Below are 21,185 nucleotides of genomic sequence, written 5' to 3'. Positions count from 1 at the left end.
TTTGTGGGGATATTTTGAGTATCCGGACTATGTGAAACACGATCTTGACAATCAGATATATTATGTTAATCTTAAATCGACAGGCAGTCGGTCTAAAGAGCGATTTATACACAATAATTATTATACATTTAATCTATAAAAGGAGACAGACAGATGAGAGTAGTCAAAGAAGCGGAGGAACGGAGGAACGAAATCCTTGATGCGGCGGATGAGCTTTTCGCTCAGAAGGGCTTTGATGGCACAAGCACTAAAGATATTCTCGAAATGGTCGGCATTGCGCGGGGAACGCTGTATTATCATTTCAAATCGAAAGAGGATATTATGGACGCGCTGATTGAACGGTATAGCGACCGTCTTTTAAGCGCGGCGCGGGAAGCTGCCGCAGACAAGAGGATTCCCTTAAATGAGCGGATTATCCGTGTTGTGATGGCCTTAAACATTAGCACCAGCGGCAATGGCAAGGAAATTAAGGAGCACATTCACAAGCCTCAGAACGCGCTTATGCATCAGAAAATACAAAAGGTCATCATTACCAGTGTTCCCCCAATCTTGACGGAAATCATCCGTGAAGGCATTGAACAAGGAGTATTCAGTACGCCGTTCCCGTATGAATGCATGGAAATGGTCGTGATCTATCTGAATACGGTATTTGATGATGATAGGGTAACGATGAAGAACGAGGAGCTTATAACACGCATACAAGCGTTTGTTTTCAACCTGGAAAGGCTGCTTGGTGCTGAAAGCGGAAGCCTTAGCTACGTCATGCAGATGTTTGCCAGCGAGGATGGAGACAGCGATGAAAGCGATGAATAACCGAAAGCAGAAAATACGGAAACGAGTCAAAGGCAGTTTGCAGCAGTCCGTACAATCTTCTCAATAATTTGGGGGGGATTGACAAAAGGCGTGCCGTGGGCAGGGGGAAAACGATGTTTTTCAAAATGGTAAAGAACGATTTTCTAAGGAACAAAGTTGTAGCATCGGCTGTATTCATATTTATTACGATGGCCGTAATTTTGACAGCTAGCGCCATCAATAATATTGCCAATCTGCTTCAGTCGATGTCGCAGCTGCAGGAACGTGCGGTTCCAGCTGATATTACGCAGATGCATTCAGGAGAATTCAGTCAGGCCGACATCGATCAGTTTACGGAACAACAGCGTGAGCATATAGCGATGCAGGAGACGATGGTACTGCTGACGGTGGACGGAAGCCATATCCATTATGGCGGCAGCCAAACGATGGCTGGAACGATTCAGGATATTTCATTTGTTGTGCAGAACCGCCAATTTGATTTCATACTGGACCTCAATAATGAAAAGCTGGATATCGCGGCAGGGGAAATCGCCGTTCCCATCTATTTCATGCAGCAGTATGACCTGAAAATCGGTGAGACGATTACAGTGAGAAATGGGGAGTATGAACAGGAGTTTGTCATTTCCGATTACGCAAGAGATTATCAGATGAACTCTTCCTTTACTTCTTCGAAACGGTTTGTTCTGAATCAGGCCGACTAGTGATCAAATGCGCGAAATGCAGGCGGGGGAGCTGGAATATCTCATCCAGTTTAAACTAAAGGAAACCGGGGATTCCCAGGCTGTGCAAACCGCCTATATCGAAGCCGGACTTCCTGCCAACGGCCCTACAGTAGGCGGGCAGATCTTCCTGATCTTTAACGCACTGGCCGATACGGCTGTGGCCATGGTCATTATCCTTATCAGCATGCTGCTCATTATTATTGCTTCTCTCTGTATTCGGCTTACCTTTTTGGCAACGATAGATGAAGATATACGAGAAATTGGTGTCATGAAAGCAATAGGGATAGCCAAAAAGGATATTAAGAAGGTATATCTTAACAAATACAGAATCATGTCACTAGCAGCTGGTTTGATAGGCTATCTGCTTTCCTTTGCCGTCGTGAATCTGTTAAACGGTAATATCAAGCTTTACATTTCTTCGGATGTATCGGGAAATTTAAAATATGTTCTGTCCCTGATAGCTCCGCTCTTGATCTATTTCATGATTGTGATGTACTGCAAGAATGTGCTTAAACGAATCGACAAGATTTCAGCGGTGGAGGCTTTGCGTTCTACGATCGCGGAGCGTGGAGGGAAGCGGAAATACCGTTTTCCCCTGCATAAAAACAAATTCTTCAGCACCAACATTTATATGGGACTTAGGGATGTATGGAATCGATTCAAAGTGTACAGGCTGCTGTTCCTGATTTATATTGTGTGCACGTTTATTGTCATTCTGCCTATTCATCTGTACAACACCATGAATTCACCGGAATTTTCTACATACATGGGCATAGGAAAATCGGACATGAGAATCGATCTGCGAATGACAGAGACGATAACCGACGACTTTAACAAGCTGCAGGAAGAGCTGCGGAAGGATTCCGACATTGAAAAGCATGCCGCCTACATCACCAGCTCCTATCAGATTAAAAATGCGGAAGGGCTGTGGGACTACATCTATATTGAAATCGGAGACTTCTCTGCCTTTCCTCTTAAATATCTGGATGGCAGAGCGCCGCAGACGGAAGGAGAAATCGCACTCTCTTATGCCAACGCCTCGAAGGATGCGCTAAACAAGAAGGTAGGCGATGAAGTCGTCGTCAAGGCTGGCGGGGAGGAAAAGACGCTAAAGGTGACGGGGATTTACCAGGATATTACCAATGGCGGGAAAACGGCCAAGGCGGATTCCAGTCTCGGTATCAATAATGAAGCCGTGCTTTGGTATATTGTGAGCATGGATGCCGCTCCCGGTGTGAACATTCAAGAGAAAATGAGGTATTATCAAGACGCCTATCATTCTGCCAAAGTAAACGATATCCAGGAATTTACCCGGCAGACTCTTGGCAATATCATTGATCAGATGAGCGTGATGGTTATAGGCGGAATTGCCATTGCCGTCATCATTATAGTATTGATCACTGCGTTATTCCTCAGGATGTTATTATCCAAGGATATGTCTCAGATTGCCATTATGCGAAGTGTGGGACTAACTTCTGAACAAATTAGTCGTCAATATATGGCAGGAACTTTATTGGTATTGGTGTTGGGTATCGTATTCGGAGTAGCGGCTTCCAATTATTTGGGCGAGTTCCTGGCAAGTATGGCCATGTCCACTATGGGGGCTGCCAAAATTGAATTGGTCAATGTCGCCTGGCAGACGTGGGTGCTGTGTCCGTTAGCGCTGATCCTCGTAGTTGGGATTACGATATCTATGTCCTGTAAGGCAGCTGTAAAAGATGATTTATCTGTCATTTTAAGAAGTTAGACGTTGATTTTAATATGGGGCAGGGGAGCAATAGAAAAATGGGCATAATCTTGGAAGCAAGAAGCTTGAACAAAAAAGTAGAATTAGGAAACAGCCGTCAGCTTCACATCTTGAAGGACATCAACCTGGAGATCGAACAAGGTGAATTCGTATCGGTGATGGGGCCATCCGGAAGCGGGAAATCGACGCTGCTATATAATATAAGCGGCATGGACAAAATGACTTCCGGGAGTGTGAAGTTTAAAGGGCGTGAAATGGCCAGCTTAAAAGAAGAGGAACTGGCTCAAATTCGCCTGAATAACATGGGATTTATTTTTCAGGATATTAACCTGTTAAAGAATCTGTCACTGATTGACAATGTTATGTTTCCTGCTCTTGTATCCCAAGGAGCGGGCGCGGATAAAAAAGCGGTATATCAAAAAGCGCAAAAACTACTGGAGATGACAGGAATTCAAAAGCTTGCTGATCATCATATCACTCAGGCATCCGGCGGACAGCTGCAGAGAGTCGCTATTTGCAGAGCCTTGATCAATGAACCGGATATCCTTTTTGGAGATGAACCGACTGGTGCGCTGGATTCCAAATCGGCTGCAGAGATTATGTCCATTGTTGCGGAGATTAACCAAAAAGGGACAACCGTTATGCTCGTTACGCATGATGCCAAGGTGGCAGCCAAATCCGAAAGAATATTGTTTATGGTAGATGGAAATCTTGTAGCTCAGAAGAAAATGAGCAAATATGATGCGCAGCGTGACGATATTAAGAAAAGAGAAGAAAACATTATGAAATGGTTAGTGGAAAAGGGCTTCTAATATGGATTGGCACTCATTTAGGATCGCGCTTATATTTAAATACATTAATGAAGGTAGTGATTTGTGGTGGCCCTTTTTTGCACCTATCACCCGCAGCCGCGCTGTCGGATTTTATAAACGTTTTTTGGCTGCAGCAAGGCTGCAGCCCGGCTCATGGGATGGGGCGCGTCCTTCCGGACGGCACGATGGAATTGGTTATTAATCTTGAAGAAGACTTGATTAAGGTATACGACCAAACGAATCACGACCGGTTCGAGCGTTTTCGCGGGAGTCTGATCTCCGGACCGCATTCAAAATTCACAGTTATCGACACCGCATGCCAAGTGTCCGCAATAGGGGTCCATTTTAAGCCCGGCGGCGCTTTTCCGTTTCTAAAGGCAGCAGCTAACGAATTGCGTAATGTACATTTGCCGCTGGATATACTGTGGGGGACAACTGCGTCCGAAATGCGGGACCAGCTGTTTGAAGCTGAAACGCCTGCTGCTAAATTTAGAATTCTGGAATATTACCTCATGGGGATGATGACTGGAGATTCTGCATACCATCCTGCTGTCTTTTTTGCATTAAAGAAATTTCAGGCTACCCCTTATTATTTGAAAATTGCTGATGTGACCGAACAAATCACTCTGAGCTCACGGCGATTTATTCAGGTATTCAAGGAACAGGTCGGACTGTCCCCAAAACAATTTTTGCGTATCCAACGCTTTCAGCATGTACTTCAACAGCTTAAAGGTAGAGAGCAGGTCAATTGGGCGGAGCTTGCTTTAATTTGCGGTTATTATGACCAGGCTCATTTTATTCATGATTTTCAGGCTTTTTCCGGGATTAGTCCAAAAACGTACCGCTTGCATCAAAGCACACAGCACAATCACGTTCCGCTTGGCCAATAGGGTCATTTTTTTACAATACCATTTATTTTGATGCGACTTACAATAAATGTGATGCGATTTTGATCCCTGTATTGGATTTGCTTTTTTATGAGGGAAGGAATGCATTCAAATTTCAGATCATTGGAGGATTGTGTCATGACAGAGAAAACTAGAGGCATACCGGAAGGCCATCATGCTGTAACACCGTACCTGATCATCAAGGGTGCGGCCGATGCCATAACGTTTTACAAAAAGGCATTTGGAGCTGCGGAAATGATGCGTGTAACTGATGAAAGTGGAAAGGTTCGGCATGCAGAAATCAAGATCGGAGATTCGCGAGTCATGCTCGTCGATGAATTTCCAGAGCATCCGATTATGCAGAGCCCAGTTTCTCTTGGAGGAACTGCGGTACATATTTTCCTATATGTTGAGGACGCAGATACACTTTTTGCACAAGCGATTGATGCGGGTGCAGAGGAACTGATGCCTGTGGAGGATCATGTTGAAGGTGATCGGCGCGGAGGGGTAACGGATCCTTTTGGCCACATTTGGTGGATCGCAACACGTATAAGGGATGTGCCGCTTGAGGATATTCAGTAATGCAATGCCGTTTGGTCCTGCATGCCGCATGCCGGGATAAAATCTTGAGTGACCTGTAAGTCAATTGATCTGTATGATACTGTAAAGCAAGCGATACAGTAAAGCAAATGATGCTATAAAGCAAGCGATACAGTAAAGCAGCGATACTTAAGGCACATGGGAAATAGACAAAACAGTTCACGAGTCTCTCTACAACCTCACAGAAGAGTGTAATTTTCCGTAATGGAAATGAGCACTCTTTTTTGCATATTGCTTCGCAATAAGCTTGCTTCGTGGCGTGCCCTTTTGCCGGAAGCCATAACCGTGTACCCTCGATAACGTGCCCTCGGCAGTGTACCTCGGTGGTGTCGCTTGGAGTGCACGCTCTGCAGTGTACCTCGGTGGTGTCGCTTTGGAGTGCACGCTCTGCAGTGTACCCTTGGCAGTTTACTCTCCCCACATGTCCCCGCTAGTATCCTCCAAATATGTAACGCTCGCCCTTGATCTCTTATTTGTGAGAAAAAGTCCAGAAAACCGCGATTCTAGCAAAATAAGGACCATGGCAAGCGTTTACAATTTTTAACACCCTGATTTTGCTCAAATAAGGACAATGGCGAGCGTTAGAATTCGAAGCTGGCTGCCAAGGACCTCATCGCAAGCCAGCGACCTCACTGCCTGAAGCAAACTGTTACTAACAGTTAATCTACAGCCTCACTGCGAGCGTTGAGCAAAAATGGTACGGACCGCCGCACCAAAGCACCATGAGTATCATAAGCACTCGCTGCATCACAGCTTCACAGCACCATGAGCACCATGAGCATCGCCACATTTATACAGCATCGTGAGCATCACAGCACCATGAGCACCGCCGCATCATGAATCCGGAATTCATGACCGTTGGCAATCAATTGCCGGAGCTTGTCTCCGGTCTGCTGAGCAGCTCGAGCAGCGTGCGGATCGGCGAAGTCAGCCAGCGGTCGCGTTGATAGCAGGCAAAAATAAACCGTTTGGTAGATAACTCAGGAATCGGACAGTACTGCAGCTGCTTGCGTTCCGCTTCTTCGGCTATGGCCATCTGCGAGATGAAGGAGACGCCCGTTCCCGCGCGTACCGCCCGTTTGATTGTCTCGAGCGAATCAGCTTCCATGTTAACTTTGAGCTTAATGCTGTGTTTCTCCGCCCATTCCTCCGTCATCCGCCGCGTAGTAGAAGGGCTGTCATGCAGGATAAACGGCTCTTCGGCAATGTCGAGGGGGGTGACGGCTTCTCTTGCTGCGAACGGGTGGCCGGAGGGAAACGCTAGAACAAGATCATCGGGACAGACCCTGCAAATATGAAGCGATGGATCTTCAATGGCTGTATAAGAGATCAGCCCCACATCAATGCTGTGCTCTGCAAGCATGGCAAGCACGTTCGGCGCAGGGTTCAATTTCAAGCGAATCGTAATGCCGGGATAGATTTGGGCCAGTCGGTCGATCACTTCGGGCAGCAAATAGGCACCCGGTACATAGCTCGCGCCGATTGTAAGTGTGCCGCGTTCGTATGTTTTATATTCCCGGAGCACTCTTTTGGTCTCCTGTGATAGCGCCAATATTTTCGAGGCATAGTGGAGCAGGACATTGCCGGCATCCGTCAGCAGCACTTTACCGGCACGGTGCTCAAATAAAGGAACGCCCATCTCTTCTTCCAAGCTCTTCATATGATAGGTTACGGATGGCTGCTTTAGGCCGAGGTGCTCGGCGACGGTGGTCACCTTCTTATACCGCGCGAGGCAGACGACAACCTCCAGCTTCTTTAAGTTCATTTCAAATCTTCCCCTCTACATGTGGAATAGCCTACTATCATTATAGAAAAATTCTATGTAAATAAATATATATTAACAAAATAATTAACATCGCTCTTACATCCGTTTAATCATCCGCTGAACGTCCGGCGTTACGATAACAATAGAACGAGGGAAGAAAGGAGCAGATATGGAAATCACGATCCGCGATATATCCAAGTCATTCGGCGGGACGAAGGCGCTGCATCCGCTGGACCTTGCGGTTGGTTCCGGTGAATTTTTAACATTGTTAGGGCCATCGGGCTGCGGGAAGACGACGCTGCTTCGTCTGATTGCCGGGCTCGAAGAACCGGACAAGGGGGAGATTTTGTTTGGGGACAAGGTAGTTTTCTCTTCGGCTGCCGGGAAACGCCTGCCGGTGCAGAAGCGAAATCTTGGCATGGTCTTTCAAGATTTTGCGCTGTGGCCGCATATGACGGTCTTTGAGAATGTCGCCTTTGCACTCAAGGCACGGCGGCAGACGGATCGTTTGCGGGAGAGGGTCAAAGAGGCAGTGCGCTTCGTCCGCTTGACCGGCATGGAGGACAGGTATCCGCATGAGCTGTCCGGCGGGCAGCAGCAGCGGGTCGCTTTCGCCAGGGCAATTGCCGGCAGGCCGGAGATCATCCTGTTTGATGAACCGTTAAGTGCGCTGGATGCCTTGCTGCGGGAAGAGATGCGAGTGGAGCTGATCCGGCTTGTCCGGGAGCTGGGTGTGACCGCTGTCTACGTCACTCATGATCAATCGGAGGCGATGTCGATGTCTGACCGGATCGCCGTTATGCGGCAAGGGCGCGTACTGCAGCTGGGGACGTCCGAGGACATTTATCATTGCCCCGTTAATGAGGACGTAGCCCGTTTTGTCGGCAAGTCCAATTGGCTGGCGGCGGAAGAAGCGATGTTCCGTCCGGAGCATCTCGGGTGGACTGCGGCGCCGGGATGCCGAAGCTGGCGGGCTGTTATCCGGCAGGTAAGCTACACGGGCGATCGGTATGAGCTGGAGCTGGAACTGGAGGATGGCACCAAATGGACAGGATATCGTGCGGCGCGCGCTAACGCAGGCGAACGGACAACGGTATATGTCCCAGAGCAGCATATTTATAAATTTCTATCCAAGGAGGAAGTAATCCATGAAATCAAAAGCTCTTCTGCGGGGTAAAATGATCCCTCTGTTTATTACTGCCATGCTGGCACTAAGCGCTTGTGGAGGACAAGCTCCTGCACAGCCGTCTAACCAAGGAGGCTCGGAGCCGGCACCAGCACAATCACCGGCAGCGCCGCCGCAAGAATCGAAAAAACCAAGCGGCAAGGTTGTTGTTTACACGGCGGGCCCGGCCGGTCTGGCGGATAAAATCCTTGAGGGATTTCAGGCTGAGACAGGCTTAACGGTCGAGCAGTTTCAAGGAACGACAGGCAAGGTGCTGGCACGTCTGGAAGCTGAGAAAAGCAATCCGGTCGCTGATATCGTTGTACTTGCATCGTGGCCGTCCGGCATGTCCATGAAGCAGGAAGGATGGACTCAGGCTTATCCCGAGGCCGTTCATGCCGACCGGCTGTACGATGGCTGGGTGGATGAAGATCATCACTTATTCGGTTATAGTGCTTCTGCACTGGGAATCACGTACAATACGAAGCTTGTGGATGACGCCCCGGCCGACTGGAGCGATCTGGCAGACGCGAAATGGAGCGGCGTTGTGAATATTCCGGACCCGTCCCTATCCGGTTCAGCTCTTGATTTTGTATCCGGCTATCTGAACCAGTACGGAGAATCGGGCTGGAGCTTGTTCGAGATGTTAAGGCAGAATGAAGTAACGATGGCCGGCGCCAATCAGGAGGCGCTTGATCCGGTCGTGACTGGTGCGAAGAGCGTCGTTATGGCTGGCGTGGATTATATGGCTTATAGTGCCAGGGCCAAGGGTGAACCGGTAGACATCGTCTATCCGGCCTCGGGTACGGTAATCAACCCGCGCCCGGCTATGATCCTTAAGGACGCTCCAAACCTGGATAATGCTAAGCTGTTTATCGACTATTTGCTGTCGGATGAAGCACAGTCGCTGGTCGCCGATGCCTACTTGCTCCCGGGGCGCTCAGATATGCTGGCGAAGGAAGACCGCACCCAGGTACAGGAGATTAAGCTGCTTCAGTATGACTGGAATTGGATGTCGGAGAACGGGGACGACATTATCACGCAATTTTTGAGCGTTTTTAAACAATGAAGCCGGTTATAAATATGCAGACCCGATCGGGACGAATACGCTTTTCCTGGGGGACCGGCCTAGCCATCGGACTGCTGGTCCCGGCAATCGTGGTCCCCCTCTGCCTGGTTATTCTCAACAGTCTCATGGTGGATGGACGGTTTGATCCGCTTACAGCGATGGGGGTGGTGCTGGCACCCGGCGTTGCCAGCGTATTAAAAAACACCCTATTGCTGGGGCTGTTGGTGGTGGCTGGGGCGACGGCGGTTGCCTTCCCTATGGCCTACCTTGCGGCCAAAACGGAGATCGGTGAGCGGCGCTGGCTGGACGTCTTGATCATTGTCCCGTTCATGACCCCGCCCTATATTGGGTCAATGGGCTGGATTCTGTTCATGCAGCCGAGGGGGTTCATGGAGCAGCTGGCTCCTTGGGCGTCTTCGTTAACTCCGCATTTTTTCAGTTTGGGCGGTCTGGTGGCGATAATGAGCTTTCACCTGTATCCGTTCCTGTATTTGATGCTGCGTAACTCGATTCAGCGGATCGGACAAGGCTACGAGGAAGCAGGAATGCTGCATGGCGGCGGCTTCGGCTACCGGCTGCGGCGCATCGTTGTCCCGCTGTTGTTCGGCAGCTATCTGATGGGGGCGCTGCTGGTCTTCGTCAAGACGATTGCTGAATTCGGGACGCCGGCTACTTTTGGGCGGAAAATTGGCTTTTATGTGCTTACGACTGAAATTCACCGATTGACGTCCAGCTGGCCGATTGATTTCGGCAAAGCGACGGCGCTGGCCTCGATTTTAATGACTTCAAGTCTTACCGTGTGGTACCTGCAAAGCTTGATGTCCCGTAAATTCCACTATCAGACATTGGGCGGCAAAGGCTTGCGCACTCGTCCGGCACGCCTAGGCGTAGGCGGGAAAGTATTGGGCTGGGGCTATGTAGGGCTTGTGCTATTGCTATCCATCGGGGTCCCTTACTTCTCGATCATCGTGGCCTCCCTGCAGAAGCTGCGGGGCGACGGTCTGGCATGGGGAAACTTTACGCTGGACCATTATGCACGTCTCTTATCCTGGGGAAGCCCGGGCTTCAAGGCACTGACGAACAGTATCGGGCTCGCGTTACTGGCCGCTACGATCGCTGCCGTTATTGGCACCTTCCTGGCGCTGCAGATTCGCGGATCGGCAACGAGAGGGCAGAAGACTGCGGATATGTTCAGCCTGCTGCCCAATACCGTTCCAGGCATCGTCATCGCGGTCGGTCTCGTCCTGTTCTGGAATGCGAAGTGGATGCCGATCCCGCTGTACAATACGTACGGAATGGCCGTTCTGACGTATGTCGTATTTTTTCTGCCTTACACTGTGCAGTATGTAAAGTCCAGCTTTAGCCAGCTGGATGACAAGCTGTTTCAGGCCGGCAAGGTGTACGGGGGGACGGAGTGGTACATTTTCCGGCGTATTGCGCTGCCGCTGATTCTTCCGGGCATTCTGGCCGGATGGATGATGACCTTCACGATATCAGCGAGAGAGCTCGTAGCTTCGCTGATGCTGCTGCCGCCCTCTATGCATGTATCAGCAACTTATATTTTCTCCCAGTTCGAGCAAGGGGAGGTATCGATGGGCATGGCGATGGCCGTGCTTACCGTTGGCTTGACGACAGTAGTATTGGTAATCATGAATCAACTAGAATCTTACAGGAAGTGATCGGTTTGGCAAAATTAGAAGTCTGGGGAGGAGCCGGAGAGCACGGACGGGCGTGTTATTTTATCGCGAACGGGCCGGTGTCGGTGCTTCTCGACTGCGGCGGGAAGCGCAGGGCAGGGGAAGAATACCCTCTCTGGAAGCCGGAGGCGATTCCGCTGCTGACGACGGTGTTTTTGTCGCATGCCCATGAGGATCACTCGGTTGGACTGCCCCTCCTGTACCGGATGGGCTATCGCGGCGAGGTGTGGACGACCCGGGCGACCGCCAGGCGTATTGCCGCGAATTTCCGTATGTGGCAGGGTTATGCGGCAGGTCAGGGTGGAGAGGTGTCCTATGACGCCGAGGACGAAGGGCGGCTGTGCTTCCGCTATTTGGAAGATTATGCTAGTGAAGGAGAATGGTTTGACGCTGCACCGGGCATTCGGGCGTGCTGGGGACCGAGCGGCCATTTGATCGGCTCGGTCTGGATTCTGCTGGATGTGGCCGGATGCAAAGTGTTCTATTCCGGCGATTTCACATCAGAATCAAGCCTGCTGCGGGCCGAGCTTCCGCGACCGGAGCACTGCCGGAATCTCGCGGCAGCAATTGTGGATGCGGCCTACGGCGCCCGTATGGAGAGCCAGGCGGAGGTTATGGAGCAGCTGGTCAGCACGATTCGGGAAGTTGGCGAACGAGGCGGGCATGTCTTCCTCCCGGTGCCACTGCAAGGGCGCGGGCAGGAGCTGCTTGCCCTGCTGCCGGAGGCACTGCCCGGCTCGCGTATAGTTGGCGAGGTTTCCCTGCTGCAAGGACTGACGAAGCTGAAGGAGGAGCCGGCATGGTTGCTTCCCTCTGCGCTTGCGCGAATAGAGCGGGCAATCGGCAGCATTCGTTTGCAAGCAGCCGGCGAAGCCGACAGAAGCCTGCTGGCTTCCGGAACACCTGCCGTCATTGTCTGCCCCGACGCCCAACTACAAACCGATGCAGCCCAAGGCTTTTACCGGTTATTGAGTCAACCAAGGAATGCAGCATCGAATGCTGTTATTTTCACGGGGCATGTGTACGAGGACAGCTACGCCAGCAAAATTATTAGACGCTACGAAGCGGACCCGAGCCATGAGCATTGCCGCATCTTCCGTATTCCCTATAAAATTCATCAAGGATTGCCGGATGTTTGTCGTATGCTGGAGCATCTGAAGCCGCGCGTTCTGCTTCCGGTACATACGGACAAGCCAAAGACGGAGCAGCTGGTCTCCGATCTGGCCGAACGCGGGTATAGCGGAGCATACTCGCTCGTGCCGGGACAGGAGATAGATTTATCTGCTGACGCTGAATAACACTGAATGAAGCTGAATAATTCGGAAAGCGAAGCTAAATCATCTTCCCATTAGGGCCGCAAATCGCGTGGAATCTGCCTCACTTCAACCATAAATAAAAGATTGCATTCTGATTAAGCATTGTCAGAGGGCAATCTTTTTTTGTCGAAACCACCGGAGAAAGCAGATTAATTTATTCTAATTTTATAATTGTAACTAATTCGGGGGTCATGGAAAAACTTCTTTTTGCAGCAAGATAAAGTCGTACAAGCCGAAGTCGAATTGGATTGACCAGGGTGGTCAGTTTGTGGTAGGATTAGATTTGACCAGGGTGGTCAACTTTGCTTGGGGAAAGGGGGATTTCCTTTGTCAGAACGTTTTGAAGCCCTCGAGAAAGAGAAGCGAAGGCGGATTTTGGACGCGGCTTATCGGGAATTTGCTGAGAACGGATTCGAGAAGGCGTCTACGAATCGCATTGTGAAAGAAGCGGGAATCAGCAAAGGAACGCTGTTCTATTATTTCGATAACAAGGAAACGCTGTTTCACTACTTGATCGAGCATGCGATAGGAGTTTCCGGAGAGCAGTTTCTATACCGGATAGATGCTTCCGAGCCGGATATTTTCGAGCGTTTTAAACAGGCGGGAGCCTTAAAGTGGAACTTGTACAACGATCATGAAAGTCTGTCTCAGTTTCTGGCCGCCGTAGGCTTGAACATGGATGAATTGGATCTTCCTGACTCGCTTCGCCACAAGCTGGAGGAGCTGCACAGCCATTGGTACAGAGTACTGAACGATAACATCGATTACTCCAAATTCCGTGAGGATGTGGATGTAAGGAAAGCTTTTCAGTTGATTCGCTGGTCGATGGAAGGGTACCGGCAGGAGCTCATGCAAAAATATAAAAACAAAAATTTGGCGGAATTAGACGTTGAGCCGATTTATGAAGAGTTCTATGAGTACCTGGATATTTTGAAATCTTGTTTTTACAAGGAAGGAGAGGCGTAGTGATGAAGGTGCTGGTAGCTGAATCATTAACGAAACAGTTTGGCAATTTCACTGCGTTAAATGGAGTTTCTTTACATGTGGAAGAAGGGGAAGTGTACGGCTTTATCGGTCCAAACGGTGCGGGAAAGTCGACGACGATTCGGATTTTGCTCGGAGCCTTGAAAGCATCCAGCGGCAAGGCAGCCATTTTTCAAAAAGATGTATGGATAGATGCGGTGGAAATTCATAAACGCTTGGCTTATGTCCCCGGAGACGTCAACCTATGGCCGAATTTAACAGGCGGAGAAGTGATTGATTTATTCGGCAGAATGCGCGGTTCTTATAACAAAAAGCGAAAAAATGAACTCATTGAACAGTTTAGCTTCGATCCGTCCAAAAAGTGCCGAACCTATTCCAAAGGAAACCGGCAAAAGGTCGCGCTAATTGCCGCTTTTTCAGCAGAGGCCGATTTATATATTTTGGATGAGCCGACATCCGGACTGGATCCATTGATGGAAAGAGTGTTTCAGGATTGCGTCATGGCGGAAAAGGAGCGGGGAAAAAGCATTCTGCTTTCCAGTCATATTCTTTCCGAAGTGGAGCGGCTCTGTGATCGGGTCGGCATTATCCGCGAAGGAGAAATCATTGAATCCGGCACGCTTGAGGAGCTTCGGCATTTGACGAGAACGAACTTGTCCGTGCAAACCAAAGAACCGCTTGTCGGGCTAAGCGCAATGAATGGCGTGCATGACGTTCTTCAAGAGGAAGACGGTACGCTCCATTTTCAGGTGGATGGTGAAGAGCTGGGCACCGTGATGAAGCATATTAGCGCTCATGGAGTCGTGAAATTGGAAAGCGCTCCGCCCACGCTGGAAGATCTATTTATGCGTCATTATGAAGGTAGAGGTGCCCAAAGATGATGGCCTATCATCACACGTTCTCGATGGTGAGATTTATTGTCCGGCAGGATCGCTTCCGTCTCTTCATATGGCTTTTCAGTTTGGTGACGGCCAGTTTGGCGATCGCCTCCGCCTTTACGAATTTGTACGCCTCCGAAGCAGAAAGGCAGTCCATGGCTCAAACGTTGGCCAATCCGGCCATGACCGCGATGCTGGGGCCGGGCTACGGGCTCGATAATTATACGGAAGCGGCGATGATGGCCCATCAAATGCTGCTTTTTACTGCGGTGGTGGTTGCGGTGATGAACATTTTGCTAACAGCCCGCCACACCCGCTCCCCTGAAGAGGACGGTCGCCTGGAAATGCTGCGTGCGCTTCCGTACGGAAGGCTGTCGCAGCTTAGTGCAGCCTTGATCGTGATGGCAGGAGTCAATCTGCTTCTTGCACTGATCACCGGCTTCGGTCTTTATGCAATTGGCATTGAAAGCATGGATTTGCAGGGCTCCCTCCTGTATGGCGCTGTGCTCGGGGGCGCAGGCTTATTCTTTGCTGCGGTAACCGCGGTGCTTGCTCAGCTTTCGGAGAGCGCCAGAGGGACGCTTGGCCTCTCGTTTGCGGTGCTCGGCTTGGCTTATCTCATGCGGGCAATTGGGGATGTGTCGAGCGAGGCTTTGTCGTGGTTGTCTCCGCTCGGCTGGGCGGTAAGAACGGAAGCCTATGTCAACAATCATTGGGGGCCGCTCTTCCTGCTCTTGGTGGTCGCGTTATTCATGATCGCCCTCTCACTTCGACTGCAGTCTATACGTGATTTGGGTGCAGGGTTCTTGCCCGCGCGGTTGGGGCGGAAAGAAGCATCCGCTTATTTGCGGGGCCCGTTCACGTTAGCGATGAGATTGCAGCGTACCGCCATGATTTCCTGGCTGGTGGCGATGGTCTTGATCGGCGCCTCCTATGGCTCTGTGCTGGGGGATGTGGAGACCTTTTTCTCCTCCAACGAAATGATCAGGGAAATGTTCGCGTCTGACGGAGGCGGCCCGGTGACGGAGCAGTTCATTTCGGTCATTATGCTCGTAATCGCAATGATTGCGGCGGTTCCGGCAATACTCGCTCTCTTCAAGCTGAAAGGAGAAGAGCGTAAAAATCGAAATGAGCATGTGCTGGCCAGAGCGGTATCCAGATATCGCCAATTCGGAAGCTACGTCGTATTGGCGCTTCTTGTCAGTGCAGTTATGATGCTCTCGGCCGGATGGACGCTCGCGGCAGCGGGGGCGGCTGTCATGGAGGAACCGGTCAGCGTTGGCGAGTTAGCGGCAGCCGCTCTTGCTTATGTACCCGCGCTTTTCGTGATGGTTGGTCTGGGAGCGTTAGTGATGGGAGTTTTCCCGCGAGCAACGGGCTTGATCTGGCTATATTTGGTCTATGCGTTTGTCGTCAATTATTTTGGAGGCCTCTTCCAGTTTCCGGAGTGGGCGGCTCAACTGACGCCGTTCGGCCACGTGCCGCAGCTGCCGCTGGAAGAAATGGATTACACAGCAGTTGGTTTGCTGTCGCTTATAGCTGCGCTCCTGCTGTTTGTCGGCTTCCAAGGGTTCAGAAAACGCGATATGTATGGATAGAAGAATTCACTGTTCAAAAAAAGATGGCTCCATTTTCATCGGGGGTCATCTTTTTTTACCACGCCAAAAAGTTTAAGTATTCGATCCCCCGGACACGCTTTCTGATTGACATGAAAGTTATCGCTATTACCGGGTTATTCGTCTTCGGAAGGGCTTCGCTAGAAGCTTTTTTTATCGTATAAGAGGAAGAAACAGAGTTTACGTCGAATTTACCTTAAATTTGATTTGTAACGACTTGAGTGAGATATTCATAGAGCGGGACTTAGTTATGAAGTCACTGGCCCGATCCCCTGCTAAAACCCTGAAATCCTTACATCTTAACCACAAGGAAGATAAAGGAGGCTTCTCCATAAATGAAAACGTTTTCAATAAAAACGAAGCTGCTTCTGCTAATCTCCCTTCTTTTGCTGCCTTATTTGCTGTTTAATATTTTTACTTATATTCGCCTGGAGAAGCAAATCGAAATCAATGCCATGCATTACAGCGAACAGCTTGTTCAGCAGCTGAACAGCCGGCTGGACACCTATTTCAAGGATTTGGAGCGATCGTCCCTTCCGGTTATCGTCCATCCTCTCGTTCAGCAGCTGATGAATGTTTCGACGGAAAAGGAGGAATACCAGTATATTCTCTTGTCGGAGCGGATTCGCGAGGAAGTGATACCTGCGGTTATTTTTGACCGTCCAGAAATTTACGGCTTCAAGATCGTATCGGATCAAGGGGCGGCAGTCGGAAATTTCAGAGGACCGCAGAACGGACTTGCGGGCGTGAACAGTAAATGGGATGATATTCCGAATAATCAATTTACTATTCTGGGAGTGCATTATTTGGAGTCAGCCCCGATTCTGACGGTGGCCAGGAAGTTCTGGTCTGTCCCCTCCTACCTGCACGCCGGGCTGCTGGTGTTTGAGCTGAGACTGAATCATCTGACCCAGCATTTTGCCGAGGTCGAGCTGGGGCCATCGGCATTGCTGCAGGTGATTGATGCGAATCAGCAAATTGTTTTCCATTCCGGGCAGGAACTAGCCGGTCAATTCCTGGAGAGCACGGCTCTGCCCGGGTCGAATGGACTGCATACAGGCTCTGTCATTAAGAGGGATGACAACAACGCCAAGCGAATCGTCTCATTCGATCAATCCAAGCAAACCGGATTGACGGTCATTTCCGAAGTTCCTTTTGCGGATTTAACGGCTGACTCTAGCGGCCGCCACCTCAATATGTGGATTCATCTGATCTTTATCGCGGTGATTGTGCTGGGAGTCAGCTCTTTTTCCTTTTCTTTGACCCGGTCGGTCTCGCATTTGCAAAGATTGATGAAAAAGGCCGAAGCCGGGAATTTGCATGTCAAAGCTCCAGACAATCGCTACGATGAGATCGGACGGTTGAATCGAAGCTTCAATCATATGGTCGGAACGATCAGACATCTCATTGAAGTGATTCATAAAAAAGAGCTGCGCGAGAAGGAGGGGATCATCAAGCAAAGAGAAGCGACATTGCTGGCTATGCAGTCTCAGATCAACCCCCACTTTTTATATAATACGCTGGAAATCATTAATTCTTATGCCATTGTGCAGGAAGTCATGCCGATAAGCCGAATGGCAACTGCATTGGGCGAAATGTTCCGCTACAGCTTCAACAATCAGGCCAGGGTCACCCTGCAGGAGGAAATGGATCATGTCGGCTATTACCTTGAAATCCAGCGTGAGCGTTATCCGAAATTAACCATTCAGCAGGAGCTGGACTACGAGGAATTGCAGAGTGTACTGGCGATCAGGCTTGTCGTTCAGCCTCTTGTGGAGAACGCCTTCAAGCACGGCTACTCGAAGCATTCCTTGAAGCCGGACTACATCGGGATCTTCGGCGAATCCTGCCTGGATGGCTACAGGATCACGATATCCGACCGCGGGAAGGGCATGGCTCCGCAGCAAGTCGAGCGATTGAACGAGCTTTTTCGCCACACACCGGACGAGCAAGTGCAGCCGCATGGCATTGGTCTATGGAATGTTCACCAGCGCATACGATTGACTTACGGCAAGCCTTACGGACTGACCATTATAAAATCCGATGAAAAGGGCACGGATATTGCACTCAAGCTTCCTTTTGCAGGAGGAGGCCCAACCGGACATGATCAGTCTGGACGCGAGCAAACTCAATGAACGAACAGGAAAGAGGGGATAGCCGATGTATTCGGTTCTTGTAGTCGACGATGAGTATATGATCAAGCGCAGCTTGACCAAGATGATCGAGGAAGCTCGCCATCGTTTCACGATCGCAGGAGAAGCAGAGGATGGGAAGGAGGCCTGGACGAAGGTGGAGCAGCTAAAGCCGGATATTCTCATTACCGATATTTGCATGCCTGTAATGGACGGACTTGCTCTGATTCAAGAAGTCAGGGAGAAGTACAAATTCATTGAGCCGATCATTATTTCCGGACATGATGAATTCGCCTACGCCCAAAAGGCAGTGCAGTTCGGCGTCCATGATTATTTATTGAAGCCGCTTCGTCCGGATGCGTTATATAAAACGCTGGACCGGGTATACACCAAGCTGGAGGAGCGGAATGAACGATTCGCCAGGCATGGGGAGTGGACGGCCTTTTGCCGGGATGCGGCCGTCAGAATAACGGAGCACATGCTGCTTTTCAATGAAGGCGGAATCCTCGCGGAATTAGCTGAAGGTTATGAGCGTATGTTGAAGCTGGAACAGGATTTGGCCCCCTATCCGCTAAAAAATATGGTTCAAGACCTGCTCTCGGCCTGCCATGCATTGCTTGTAGAGAAATATGGCGACACTTTCCTGGAGTTCGCTTCTTTAAACACAACCCTGCTGTCTGCCGATCATTATTTTGCCCACATGCGGACCTCCATCTTGCGAATGATGAACGAGCTGCGCAGCAAAAAGCATCTTAAAATCAACATGAAAGTCAATCAGGCCATTGAACTGATCAATCAGCGTTTTACGGAGGTAATATCGCTGGAAGAAGTTGCGCAGGCAGTCGGATTAACCCCCAGTTATTTCAGCAGCGCCTTTGGAGAATCGGTCGGGATGAGCTTTGTCCACTATGTAACCCGGCTGAGAATGGCCAAGGCGCAAACGCTGCTAAAAGATACCTCGCTTAAAACCTACGAAGTGGCCGAACTAGTCGGCTATATGAACTATCCGCATTTTTCACGAGCCTTCAAAAAATATACCGGCGTTTCCCCTGGCCGGTTCCGAAAGCAGACGTAAAAAAACGCAACATTTTAAAAAATAGATCATGTTCATCCCCGGGCTGCAGAAAATATAATGAAAGCGTTACCCAAAAATGCGTAAGGGAGGAGTATATGGAATCTCTACAACGATTTAGGATAAGGAATTGGGCTTTATACACAATGATCCTGCCGGGAGTTCTTTATTTTGTCGTATTCAAATACATTCCTCTGACTGGAAGCATTATTGCGTTTCAGGATTACAACGTATTCGCCGGAATATGGGGAAGCAAGTTTGTAGGCTTTAAGCATTTTGTCAATTTGTTTACGTATCCCGAGTTTTACAAAGTGCTTACCAATACGCTGTTAATCAGCCTGTATAAGCTCATTTTCGGCTTTCCGGCTCCTATCCTGCTGGCGCTATTGCTAAATGAAATCAGAAAAATGATATTCAAAAGAACGATTCAAACGGTGCTTTATTTGCCCCATTTTCTGTCCTGGGTCATTGCCGGCGGGCTGATCATCAACTTCTTGTCGCCTAGCTCCGGAATCGTGAATGAGATTGTCCGTTTCTTTGGCGGAGAGCCAATCTTCTTTCTGCAGGAGCCGAAATTTTTCCGGACGATCATCGTCGGGTCCGGGATCTGGAAAGAGGTGGGCTGGAATACGATTATTTATTTGGCTGCTCTTACCGCTATTAATCTGGATCTGTACGAGGCGGCCAACGTGGACGGGGCAGGCAAGCTTCGCCAGGCTGTCAGCATTACGCTTCCGTCGCTGATGCCGACGATCATGGTGCTGCTGCTTCTCAACATAGGCAACATTCTCGATCTGGGTTTTGAGCAAATTTATATGTTTTTGAACCCGCTGGTGTACGACACGGGGGAGGTATTCGACACTTATATTTATCGCATTGGTTTGTTGGGCGGGCAGTTCAGCTATACGACCGCCATCGGTATATTTAAATCAGTCGTCGGCTTTGTCCTGTTGTTCGGAGCCAACTATGTGAGTAAAAAGGTAACGGATAATTCGATTTTCTGAACAGGAAGGGAGGCTCGCGGATGATTGGCATGACCAAAGGGCAGAAAGCCTTCTCCGTATTCAATCATATCTTTTTGATTGTGCTCAGCATAACGATGCTGTACCCGTTTCTTTATGTATTGGCAGGCTCCTTCAGCAGCGGACAGGCGATTTCGCAAGGCAGGGTGACGATTTTCCCGGTTGATGTGAACGTCGCTAACTATTTGGCGGTGCTGAGCAATCCGGGAATCTGGCGCTCCTTCGGGGTATCGGTTTTTATTACCGTAGTAGGAACACTGATTAATTTACTCCTTACGGCCCTCATGGCTTACGGACTATCGTACCGGGAATTGAAAGGCCGCTCCATCATCATCGTCATGGTGTTGTTCACCATGATTTTTCAGGCGCCCATGATTCCGAGCTACCTGCTGGTCAAATCATTGGGGATGCTCGATACTCTCTGGTCGCTCATTATCCCGTCAGCGATTAGCGCGTTTAATCTGATTATCATGATTTCCTTCTTTCAAGGCATACCGCGCAGCTTGCTGGATGCGGCCAAAATAGACGGATGCGGGGAATACAGAACCTTGTGGAAAATCGTGTTACCGCTTTCAATTCCCTCGCTGTCCACCATTGGCCTGTTTTATGCGGTAGCCCACTGGAACGGCTACTTTCAGGCTGTTATGTACATTACCAAGCCGAATCTGTACCCGCTGCAGCTCAGACTGCGGCAGCTGATAGTGGAGAATCAGGCTGAGCAGATGATGCAGACGGCATCCTTGACTCTGCAATCGCTGGAAGGCATCAAGATGGCGACGATCATTATCGCTTCCGTCCCTATTTTGCTGGTGTATCCTTTTATCCAGAAACATTTTGTCAAAGGTGCGATGCTGGGCTCGATTAAAGGATGACCTGACAATTCAAATT

The 21,185-nt window shown here is 49.7% G+C and carries 18 protein-coding genes; 17 read left to right on the top strand and 1 reads right to left on the bottom strand.

From position 1 onward, the window contains the following. Positions 1-153 precede the first annotated feature (153 nt). The 6 genes from PSHG_RS20725 to PSHG_RS20705 all read left to right on the top strand — a co-directional run bounded on the left by PSHG_RS20725 (position 154) and on the right by PSHG_RS20705 (position 5,563). Complete coding sequence (locus tag PSHG_RS20725) at positions 154-813, top strand: TetR/AcrR family transcriptional regulator (protein WP_010277168.1); 660 nt, start codon at positions 154-156, stop codon at positions 811-813. 113 nt (positions 814-926) lie between these two features. Beyond that, positions 927-1,514 (top strand): hypothetical protein, encoded by a 588-nt coding sequence (locus tag PSHG_RS31610; RefSeq protein WP_235782094.1) that lies wholly within the window; start codon positions 927-929, stop codon positions 1,512-1,514. Positions 1,515-1,521: 7 nt separating this feature from the next. After that, the gene (locus PSHG_RS28530; protein ID WP_235782093.1) at positions 1,522-3,282 is read left to right on the top strand and encodes an FtsX-like permease family protein; all 1,761 of its coding nucleotides are present in this window, start codon (positions 1,522-1,524) and stop codon (positions 3,280-3,282) included. Between the two features lie 38 nt (positions 3,283-3,320). Beyond that, complete coding sequence (locus PSHG_RS20715; protein ID WP_010277165.1) at positions 3,321-4,094, top strand: ABC transporter ATP-binding protein; 774 nt, start codon at positions 3,321-3,323, stop codon at positions 4,092-4,094. Positions 4,095-4,171: 77 nt separating this feature from the next. Then, complete coding sequence (locus PSHG_RS20710) at positions 4,172-4,984, top strand: helix-turn-helix domain-containing protein (protein WP_010277163.1); 813 nt, start codon at positions 4,172-4,174, stop codon at positions 4,982-4,984. 135 nt (positions 4,985-5,119) lie between these two features. Further along, a complete protein-coding gene (locus PSHG_RS20705; protein WP_010277160.1) occupies positions 5,120-5,563 on the top strand; it encodes a VOC family protein in 444 nt (147 codons plus the stop codon). Between the two features lie 883 nt (positions 5,564-6,446). On the opposite strand, the gene PSHG_RS20700 is transcribed toward PSHG_RS20705, so the two are convergent. Further along, positions 6,447-7,346 (bottom strand): LysR family transcriptional regulator, encoded by a 900-nt coding sequence (locus tag PSHG_RS20700; protein ID WP_010277158.1) that lies wholly within the window; start codon positions 7,344-7,346, stop codon positions 6,447-6,449. Between the two features lie 169 nt (positions 7,347-7,515). Here PSHG_RS20700 and PSHG_RS20695 point away from each other — a divergent pair, with 169 nt between their 5' ends. The 11 genes from PSHG_RS20695 to PSHG_RS20645 all read left to right on the top strand — a co-directional run bounded on the left by PSHG_RS20695 (position 7,516) and on the right by PSHG_RS20645 (position 21,169). After that, positions 7,516-8,523, top strand: a complete 1,008-nt coding sequence (locus PSHG_RS20695) for an ABC transporter ATP-binding protein (RefSeq protein ID WP_010277155.1) — start codon at positions 7,516-7,518, stop codon at positions 8,521-8,523. Beyond that, entirely contained in the window at positions 8,495-9,580 is a 1,086-nt protein-coding gene (locus PSHG_RS20690; RefSeq protein ID WP_010277153.1) for an ABC transporter substrate-binding protein, read from the top strand. The genes PSHG_RS20695 and PSHG_RS20690 overlap by 29 nt, the downstream gene beginning before the upstream one ends. Positions 9,581-9,594: 14 nt before the next feature. Next, positions 9,595-11,259 (top strand): ABC transporter permease, encoded by a 1,665-nt coding sequence (locus PSHG_RS20685; protein ID WP_042122545.1) that lies wholly within the window; start codon positions 9,595-9,597, stop codon positions 11,257-11,259. Positions 11,260-11,264: 5 nt separating this feature from the next. Further along, entirely contained in the window at positions 11,265-12,575 is a 1,311-nt protein-coding gene (locus PSHG_RS28525; protein ID WP_010277149.1) for an MBL fold metallo-hydrolase, read from the top strand. A gap of 345 nt (positions 12,576-12,920) precedes the next feature. Further along, the gene (locus PSHG_RS20675; RefSeq protein ID WP_042122435.1) at positions 12,921-13,559 is read left to right on the top strand and encodes a TetR/AcrR family transcriptional regulator; all 639 of its coding nucleotides are present in this window, start codon (positions 12,921-12,923) and stop codon (positions 13,557-13,559) included. 2 nt (positions 13,560-13,561) lie between these two features. Beyond that, positions 13,562-14,458: an ABC transporter ATP-binding protein gene (locus PSHG_RS20670; protein ID WP_010277143.1), complete on the top strand. Its 897-nt coding sequence runs from the start codon at positions 13,562-13,564 to the stop codon at positions 14,456-14,458. After that, on the top strand, positions 14,455-16,053 hold the full coding sequence (locus tag PSHG_RS20665; protein WP_010277141.1) for an ABC transporter permease: 1,599 nt from the start codon (positions 14,455-14,457) through the stop codon (positions 16,051-16,053). Before PSHG_RS20670 ends, PSHG_RS20665 begins: the two co-directional genes overlap by 4 nt. Positions 16,054-16,406: 353 nt before the next feature. After that, on the top strand, positions 16,407-18,206 hold the full coding sequence (locus tag PSHG_RS20660) for a cache domain-containing sensor histidine kinase (RefSeq protein ID WP_010277138.1): 1,800 nt from the start codon (positions 16,407-16,409) through the stop codon (positions 18,204-18,206). A gap of 25 nt (positions 18,207-18,231) precedes the next feature. Next, a complete protein-coding gene (locus tag PSHG_RS20655) occupies positions 18,232-19,278 on the top strand; it encodes a response regulator transcription factor (protein WP_010277136.1) in 1,047 nt (348 codons plus the stop codon). 95 nt (positions 19,279-19,373) lie between these two features. Then, positions 19,374-20,279, top strand: coding sequence for an ABC transporter permease (locus tag PSHG_RS20650; protein ID WP_042122432.1), 906 nt, complete (start codon positions 19,374-19,376; stop codon positions 20,277-20,279). Positions 20,280-20,299: 20 nt separating this feature from the next. Further along, positions 20,300-21,169 (top strand): carbohydrate ABC transporter permease, encoded by an 870-nt coding sequence (locus PSHG_RS20645; protein ID WP_010277129.1) that lies wholly within the window; start codon positions 20,300-20,302, stop codon positions 21,167-21,169. Positions 21,170-21,185 lie beyond the last annotated feature (16 nt).

It is taken from the genome of Paenibacillus senegalensis JC66 (assembly GCF_000285515.1).
Lineage (GTDB): Bacteria > Bacillota > Bacilli > Paenibacillales > NBRC-103111 > Paenibacillus_L > Paenibacillus_L senegalensis.
Note: the sequence above shows the minus strand (reverse complement) of the source record. Positions and strands in the feature narration are given on the sequence as shown.